This is a genomic window from Limnoraphis robusta CS-951 (assembly GCF_000972705.2).
Window position 1 is genome coordinate 1 of the sequence record NZ_LATL02000038.1, and the last position, 7,593, is coordinate 7,593.

The window sequence follows — 7,593 nt, forward strand, 5'->3', positions numbered from 1 at the left end:
AATTCGCATGATTAAAGATCATGGACAATCGAGCAAGTATAATTCTGAAGTGGTTGGGATTAACAGTCGATTGGATGCCTTACAAGCGGCAATTTTGAACGTCAAACTGCGTTATCTTGATCAATGGAATGAACAACGCTGTCGCATCGCTCAACGCTATCATCAGCTTCTTGGGGCGGTTCCGGGTTTGATTCTTCCTGAAGAAGTGACTCCCGGACAAAGTGTTTGGAATCAGTATACCGTTCGAGTTCTTCAAAGACTGGGTGAGAATGGTTCTTCTTTTCTCTTTGATCGAAATGTTGTTCGCGCACAGTTAGCCGAACGGGGAATTAGTACGATGGTTTATTATCCAGTACCATTGCACTTGCAGGCACTTTACCAAAATTCAGGCTATCAAGCGGGTCAGTTTCCCGTTGCTGAACAACTGTCTCAGGAGGTGTTATCGTTGCCTATGTTTCCCGAACTGACAACTGTTCAACAAGACGCTGTGATCTACGCGATCAAGGATTGTTTGAGCCAATAAGTAAATTTACTTTCAATCTGGGTGTGTAGTTTTGTATACTGTTAATTAACAAAACGATAACAACAAGATAACATCCACGACAGCACAATCTGTCCACCCAGTTACAATTCAGCGTTCAAGAGGAAAAATAAAAGCGTGAGTCCACACCCATTCACATCTGAACGGTGTTATGACCCAGAAGCGATCGCCCAGTATTATCGCCGTCGTCCCTGGCAGGCTATTTGGCGGGCTATTACCGTAGTCTGGTTTTTTACAGGGTTTATTTTAGGTCTGTTTTGGGATCGATGGCGCCGACCCGAAGTTGAACATACACCGGAACGAGCGACTCAACTCCGAGAAATTTTAACTTATCTCGGCCCGACATTCATTAAAGTGGGTCAAGCCCTTTCCACTCGTCCTGACTTAATTCGCAAAGACTTTTTAGAGGAACTAACCCGACTTCAGGATCAGTTACCACCTTTCAACACTGAAGTGGCGATGGTAATTTTAGAAACAGAGTTAGATCGAGATATTGACAGCGTTTTTAGTCAAGTTTCTCCCGAACCTGTCGCCGCCGCAAGTTTAGGTCAAGTGTATCGCGCCCGTTTGCGAACTGGGGAAGAAGTCGCGATCAAAATTCAGCGCCCTAATTTAGTTCCCATTCTCACCTTAGATTTATATCTAATGCGATGGGCCGCCGGTTGGATTGCCCCTTGGCTACCGCTCAATTTAGGTCACGATTTGACCTTGATTGTTGATGAGTTTGGGGTTAAACTTTTTGAGGAAATAGACTATATCAATGAAGGTCGCAACGCAGAACGATTTGCTGCTTATTTTAGCGATGATCCGACGGTAAAAGTTCCTGAAATCTACTGGAAATATACCAGCACTCGTGTCCTCGTTCTCGAATGGATTAATGGGTTTAAACTCACCGATGTTGACAGTATTCAAGCGGCTGGTTTAGACCTCGATCATCTGATTTTAGTGGGAGTCACAAGCGGTTTGAGACAACTGCTAGAATTTGGTTTCTTCCACGCCGATCCCCATCCCGGAAATTTATTTGCAATGCCCGATGGTCGCATGGCATTTATTGATTTTGGCATGATGGATCAGCTAGAACAAGAGGTGAAAGAAACTTTAGTTGATTCTGTTGTACATTTGATTAATCGAGATTACAACGATTTAGCAAAAGACTTTGTTAAATTAGGGTTTCTCACACCCAAAACTAATATTTTACCGATTGTTCCTGCCTTAGAAAAGGTTCTGGGAAATGCAATGGGTGAGAGTGTTCAGGATTTTAANTTTTGGCATGATGGATCAGCTAGAACAAGAGGTGAAAGAAACTTTAGTTGATTCTGTTGTACATTTGATTAATCGAGATTACAACGATTTAGCAAAAGACTTTGTTAAATTAGGGTTTCTCACACCCAAAACTAATATTTTACCGATTGTTCCTGCCTTAGAAAAGGTTCTGGGAAATGCAATGGGTGAGAGTGTTCAGGATTTTAATTTCAAGACGATTACAGACAGTTTTTCAGAACTGATGTATGATTATCCTTTCAGAGTTCCGGCGAAATTTGCCCTGATTATTCGCTCTTTGGTGACTCAAGAAGGAATTGCTTTAACGCTGAATTCCAGTTTCAAAATTGTTGATGTGGCTTATCCCTACGTCGCCCGACGTCTGTTGAAAGGGGAAACTCCGGCTTTACGTCGGCGCTTGATTGATGTACTCATAAAAGATGGTAAGTTCAAGTGGCAACGGTTGGAGAATATGTTAGCGATCGCTCAGTCTGATCAGACATTTGATATTCTACCAACGGCTCAATTGGGTTTACAATATTTACTGTCAGAAGAAGGAGAGTTTCTTCGCCGTCAACTGATTTTAGCCTTGACAGAAGATGATCGCCTTCATACCGAAGAAGTTCAACGCATCTGGAGTTTGGTTGGACATCATATTAAACCCGCTCGTTTATTTGATGTTGCTATGGGTGCGATCGCCGATTTTTCAACCGCCCAAGTCGCCGCTTTGCGACTACTACAGTAGAAACCGCTGATCAAATGATCTGCTACCAATATGGGCTGAATATTTTGATGAATTTCGAGTAGAAAAAGTTTGAGTAAATTTGACCAATGAGGTCTACAATCAGACAGAAACTCATAGGCTGAGTGCCACTTTCTACAAAAAACAGCAAGCTTGAGACAATTCAGCCAAAAAACAGGGATTAGGAGTTAATAATGCAGCATCCATCAATTCAAATACAGCATCGGCGGCTGCACCCATCTGATTGTAGACGTTTTGGTGAAACTCTTGCAATCGTTTAAGTGTCATCTGGATTAGAGAAAATTTATATAAACCTTTAATTCTCTCATCCAGATGAACTAGGGGACAAGTCCTATGGTTAGATGAGTCTAAACTCCAGCATCTGCTGGTAAAATGTGATAGGAATATTTGACTCGAACAGCTAATTTATCTGTGTTCTCTGCGTATCTGTGGTTTCAGACTATTTTATAGAACTTTCATGCCATTTTCCTAACAGTAAGTTAGATAAAGTGCTTAAAAGCAGAAAAATCACAATACCCAAAACACTAATAATCACTAAAGCGGCAAACATTCGCGGTATTTCTAGATTGTAACTAGCAATCAACATTTGATAAGCCAATCCAGAGTTAGTTCCCCCGGTTCCAGCGATAAATTCCGCAACCACAGCGCCAATTAATGATAACCCGCCACTAATTCGTAAAGCGGATAAATAATAAGGCAATGCACTGGGTAATCTTAAATAAAGCATCGTTTGCCAGCGAGAAGCTTTGTAAAGGCGAAACAAATCCCGCAAATTAGAATCAACGCTATTCAGACCAAAGGTTGTATTAGAAATAATCGGAAAAAAAGCCACAATCCAAGCACAAAGAACCAAAGCGGCAAAGGTATTGTTTCTCAGCCAAATAATAATTAAAGGTGCGATCGCTGCTAACGGGACTGTTTGTAAGACCACTGCATAAGGATATAAGCTTTTTTCAATCCATTTACTCTGCGCCATCAACATGGCAATCAACAACCCCAAAGCTGCCGCCGTAATAAAGGCAACCACGGTAATTTTTAAGGTCGTAATTAACGCAGGGGCTAACAGATACCAGTCAGTGATTAAGGTTTGAAAAATTAGACTAGGACTGGGCAGAAGATAGGGCGGAATGTTGGCGAGTCTCACCCAACCTTCCCAAGTCAGTAAGACAACAATTCCTACGGCAAATGGAGCCAGAAAATCAAGAGAAAATAAATAGTTTAACCTCAGCTTTTCCCAGATAAAAGTTTTTCTATTATTCATCATTTTTTCTCAGGTTCAATGATTGATTAAATACCGGGTTGAGCCATCATTCCTTTGGACAATTCAGTCGCCACTTGCTGACAATATTGAGAATATGCCTGGGACGTGCGAAATTTTTCCGCTCGGGGATAGGGTTGATCAATCGTGATATCAGCCACTACTCGACCCGGACGCGGCGCCATGACCACGACTCGATTGGATAGATAAACCGCTTCATATATATTGTGGGTGACAAAAATCACCGTCCAATTTTGTTGACTCCATAAATTCAGCAATTCCACATTTAACTGAGTGCGGGTAATATCATCTAAGGCGCCAAAAGGTTCATCCATCAGTAAAACTGTGGGANCAATTTTGTTGACTCCATAAATTCAGCAATTCCACATTTAACTGAGTGCGGGTAATATCATCTAAGGCGCCAAAAGGTTCATCCATCAGTAAAACTGTGGGAGATGTTACCAGGGTTCTGGCAATAGAAACCCGCATTTTCATCCCCCCAGAAAGCTGACGGGGATACGAATGAGCAAAGCTTTTGAGTCCGACTAATTCCAGGGCTTCGTTAATGGCATAATCCGCCGCTTTTTTTGGCATTCCTGCCAATTTTAAAGGTAAATGTACATTTCCCTTCACCGTAGACCAAGGCATTAAAGCAGGTTCTTGGAAGACAAAAGCGAGATTTTCTTTGTCAGTGGGATTTCCTTCGGAATAGCTTCGCTTACCGCGCCATTGAATAGTTCCTGAACTGTGGGAAGTTAGTCCGGCAATGATCCGAAGTAAGGTACTTTTGCCACAGCCAGAGGGGCCGACTAAACTAATAAATTCACCGGGATTAATCGTCAAATTCAAGTCTTGAATCGCGTGGGTGCCATTGTCAAAGAACTTATTCACCTGACTGAGGGTGATTAAAGGTTGAGAATTCATAGCATGATCGCTCACTCCATTCATATTGATAGCTTTATTTAGATAAATAATAATCGACTCCTTTATTGACAAAATCTAGGGTATAGGCTTGTTTATAATCGGTCTTTCCGTCTAAGACACCCACCGCCACTAAATCATTAAATAAAGTTTCCCAACGTTGGTCAGTCATAGCACCAATTCCGAGGGTTTCGGCATCCCCTGAGAGGATGATCTTATATTCTTTTAGCTTATTCAAACCGTAGGCAATTAGGTCATCGGTCATTTCGGGATTATCTTTTTTAATCAGTTCATTGCCCGGTTCTGGGTTTTCTAGATAACTATACCATCCCTTAATTGAGGCATCCACAAACCTCTGAACTAAATCTGGATTGGTTTCTACTAACTGGGTCGTCGTTTCAATGGTAAACGCATAGGGATTGTAACCCGCATCGGCTAAAAGTAAGATATTGGGTTGAAATCCTCCTTGTTTTTCAATAGTGTAAGGTTCCGAGGTCAAAAGTCCTTGTTGCGCTGAATTTTTATCCACTAAAAACGGAGTAACATTGAAGTTATAGGGACGTAGTTGAGCATCGGTTAAACCATACTTAGCCTTCAAAAATGGCCAAAAACTTGCACCAGGACTGATAAAAATTGGCTGGCCTTTTAAATCCTCGAAAGAGTCATTACGAACACCAGGATGAGTTAATAAAACTCGAATGTCTTTTTGAAAAATAGCAGCCACTGTGATTTTGGGAATGCGTTGTTGGACGGCTTGGAGTGCATTAACCGCAACTCCCATAGTAAAATCAACTACACCTCCCATGAGTAATTGAGTGGTATTGGTTTGAGGACTGGCTGGTTGAATGATGACATCTAAACCATGTTGGCGATAAATTCCGGTAGTAACTGCCTGATAAAACCCTCCATACTCGGCTTCTGCTTTCCAATCCAGACTAAATTTAATTTTATCTAAGTTACTTAGGGATTCTGAAGTGGTAGAGTTTGAATTGGTACAAGCGGCTAGAATACTACCGCCAAGAGTGAGAGCACTCAGTTGAATAAATTGACGACGTTTGAGCGAATAATTTTTCAGCATTCGGTTTCTAGTGAGTTCCCATAATTTTTGCAGAATTTCACCAATTATTTTGAAAGATTGAGATGGTCTTTGGCAAGACCTAGCCGGATCGTTGAATGATTCTCTCATCGAGATTCCGATCACGGCGATCGCATATCCTTGAGTGAGATGACCCATCTAGCAAAAACATCAGCAAACCCATCAGGACAAAAGCAATTTCCCTTGTCAACTGTAGGTGCTTTGGTGGTGAACTATCGCGGACAAGTTTTGATTGTGAAAACGACTAAGTGGCGAGGAACTTGGGGAGTTCGAGGGGGGAAGGTTGAATGGGGCGAAACCCGGTTCTTCACAGCACTATACCCTGAAACGATTCCCTCAACCCTTTCAAAAGAGTNCCCATCAGGACAAAAGCAATTTCCCTTGTCAACTGTAGGTGCTTTGGTGGTGAACTATCGCGGACAAGTTTTGATTGTGAAAACGACTAAGTGGCGAGGAACTTGGGGAGTTCGAGGGGGGAAGGTTGAATGGGGCGAAACCCGGTTCTTCACAGCACTATACCCTGAAACGATTCCCTCAACCCTTTCAAAAGAGTTCATCGTCTGCTCAAATCCAGTCGAATACCCACCAGATCGCACCTCGGAAATTTTAGCACGTTTCATCAGCCCTCAGCACCGCTCCAAACCGAAAACCCCAATCTGGGAAAATCTGCACAATCTGCGGACTCAACTCAGCATCTCCTCCAACTGGTGCTGATTCCAAATTTGGTATGACGTAGCACTGCCGTTGGGAAAATTGAGAATTTCGTCGTGAATGCGGGCTAATGCCCCCGCCTGGATCTGTGATCGCTCCCCCTGGCGATCGCCGTAACAGATATTATTGGCGATGTTGGAGTTTAGACTAAAACTTGAACACTTATTCAATTTCTGAGATTTGATTTTAAAGTCAATAAATAGTCTAAACCCCAGTGATAAAATACAAGTTGAAATCTCAAGTTTTCAATTTGGATTTAAAAAACCATTATCTCCTGTTATTTACACAGGGAAAAAAAGTGTAATATCATGTTAAAACCTGTTGTTGTGCTTCAGCAGACCAAATTAAAAAGCTTGTAGTTGTACTAAAGCACTCTGTAGTTTGGGCTAAAGCGCAACAACAATTTTTATCCCCCCTACTGCCCTTGGAAAGGGGGGAATCATGTAAACTAAACTTGAGGGAACTGAACCGCCATGTATGAAATGTCCGATCCGCCTTACGTTGTTTTAGTTGTCGGTTTATTTGCTGGAATTACCTCTTGTACAGCTTTTATCACCACCCTAAAACAACTTTTGAAAGAATGGTCTAGCAGTCGTTCAACTCGCGCATTAGCCAATTTACGAGGGTTTCAATTGTTGTTTCCCTTTTGTGGAATTGCTGTCGGAATTGCTCTATTTTTAGCCTCATGTTTACAGGTTTTTACTTTTTCAGCAATGTTTTCTTATTCGTTTTCTATTCCTTTAACAGTATTAATGGCGGGGTTAGTTTGGTATCAGCTAACTCGGTTACTCATTCAATTGGAACAAAAAGGAGTGAAGGGAATTGATTTAGATGATCTCAGTTTAGGGAAAATCATTCCTCAAAAAGATTAATTTTTATAGCAAATGTTTCCCTCAAAGATGAAATACCATGATGCTTGTTAGTCATGTTTCTTGATCCCCAGCCCCCCAATTCTGGGGGGAATTAGAGTTTAAAGTCCCTCTTTTAGCCCCAACTACTCCCATTTACCCCCAGCTACCCCCAAAATTGGGGGTCACGGGGGC

Annotated in this window: 5 protein-coding genes and 3 pseudogenes; 4 read left to right on the forward strand and 4 right to left on the reverse strand. The window is 41.9% G+C overall.

The window, feature by feature from the left end; genetic code table 11:
- The 3 genes and pseudogenes from WN50_RS02980 to WN50_RS37330 all read left to right on the forward strand — a co-directional run.
- On the forward strand, nucleotides 1–523 hold a 523-nt coding region (locus tag WN50_RS02980), incomplete at its 5' end, for a DegT/DnrJ/EryC1/StrS family aminotransferase (RefSeq protein WP_046280601.1).
- Nucleotides 524–658: 135 nt separating this feature from the next.
- Nucleotides 659–1,803 (forward strand): annotated as a pseudogene (locus WN50_RS02985) (ABC1 kinase family protein); the annotation flags it as partial.
- Nucleotide 1,804: 1 nt separating this feature from the next.
- Nucleotides 1,805–2,546: pseudogene (locus tag WN50_RS37330) on the forward strand (AarF/ABC1/UbiB kinase family protein); the annotation flags it as partial.
- Between the two features lie 132 nt (nucleotides 2,547–2,678).
- Here the strand turns inward: WN50_RS37330 and WN50_RS34525 are convergent.
- The 4 genes and pseudogenes from WN50_RS34525 to WN50_RS03010 all read right to left on the reverse strand — a co-directional run bounded on the left by WN50_RS34525 (nucleotide 2,679) and on the right by WN50_RS03010 (nucleotide 5,977).
- Nucleotides 2,679–2,831 carry a hypothetical protein gene (locus WN50_RS34525; protein ID WP_160315339.1) on the reverse strand — a complete coding sequence of 51 codons (153 nt, stop codon included), beginning with the start codon at nucleotides 2,829–2,831 and terminating at the stop codon, nucleotides 2,679–2,681.
- Nucleotides 2,832–3,003: 172 nt separating this feature from the next.
- Nucleotides 3,004–3,828, reverse strand: a complete 825-nt coding sequence (locus WN50_RS02995) for an ABC transporter permease (protein ID WP_342586728.1) — start codon at nucleotides 3,826–3,828, stop codon at nucleotides 3,004–3,006.
- 346 nt (nucleotides 3,829–4,174) lie between these two features.
- Nucleotides 4,175–4,770, reverse strand: a pseudogene (locus WN50_RS03005) (ABC transporter ATP-binding protein); the annotation flags it as partial.
- Nucleotides 4,771–4,780: 10 nt separating this feature from the next.
- Nucleotides 4,781–5,977, reverse strand: a complete 1,197-nt coding sequence (locus tag WN50_RS03010; RefSeq protein ID WP_342586729.1) for an ABC transporter substrate-binding protein — start codon at nucleotides 5,975–5,977, stop codon at nucleotides 4,781–4,783.
- Between the two features lie 1,046 nt (nucleotides 5,978–7,023).
- Here WN50_RS03010 and WN50_RS03025 point away from each other — a divergent pair.
- The gene (locus tag WN50_RS03025) at nucleotides 7,024–7,422 is read left to right on the forward strand and encodes a hypothetical protein (RefSeq protein ID WP_200906201.1); all 399 of its coding nucleotides are present in this window, start codon (nucleotides 7,024–7,026) and stop codon (nucleotides 7,420–7,422) included.
- Nucleotides 7,423–7,593 lie beyond the last annotated feature (171 nt).

What these genes read in the sequence shown, in the direction of transcription:
- WN50_RS34525 (WP_160315339.1), bottom strand. Translation starts at nt 2,831, where the DNA reads ATGACACTTAAACGATTGCAAGAGTTTCACCAAAACGTCTACAATCAG.
- WN50_RS02995 (WP_342586728.1), bottom strand. Translation starts at nt 3,828, where the DNA reads ATGATGAATAATAGAAAAACTTTTATCTGGGAAAAGCTGAGGTTAAAC.
- WN50_RS03010 (WP_342586729.1), bottom strand. Translation starts at nt 5,977, where the DNA reads ATGGGTCATCTCACTCAAGGATATGCGATCGCCGTGATCGGAATCTCG.
- WN50_RS03025 (WP_200906201.1), top strand. Translation starts at nt 7,024, where the DNA reads ATGTATGAAATGTCCGATCCGCCTTACGTTGTTTTAGTTGTCGGTTTA.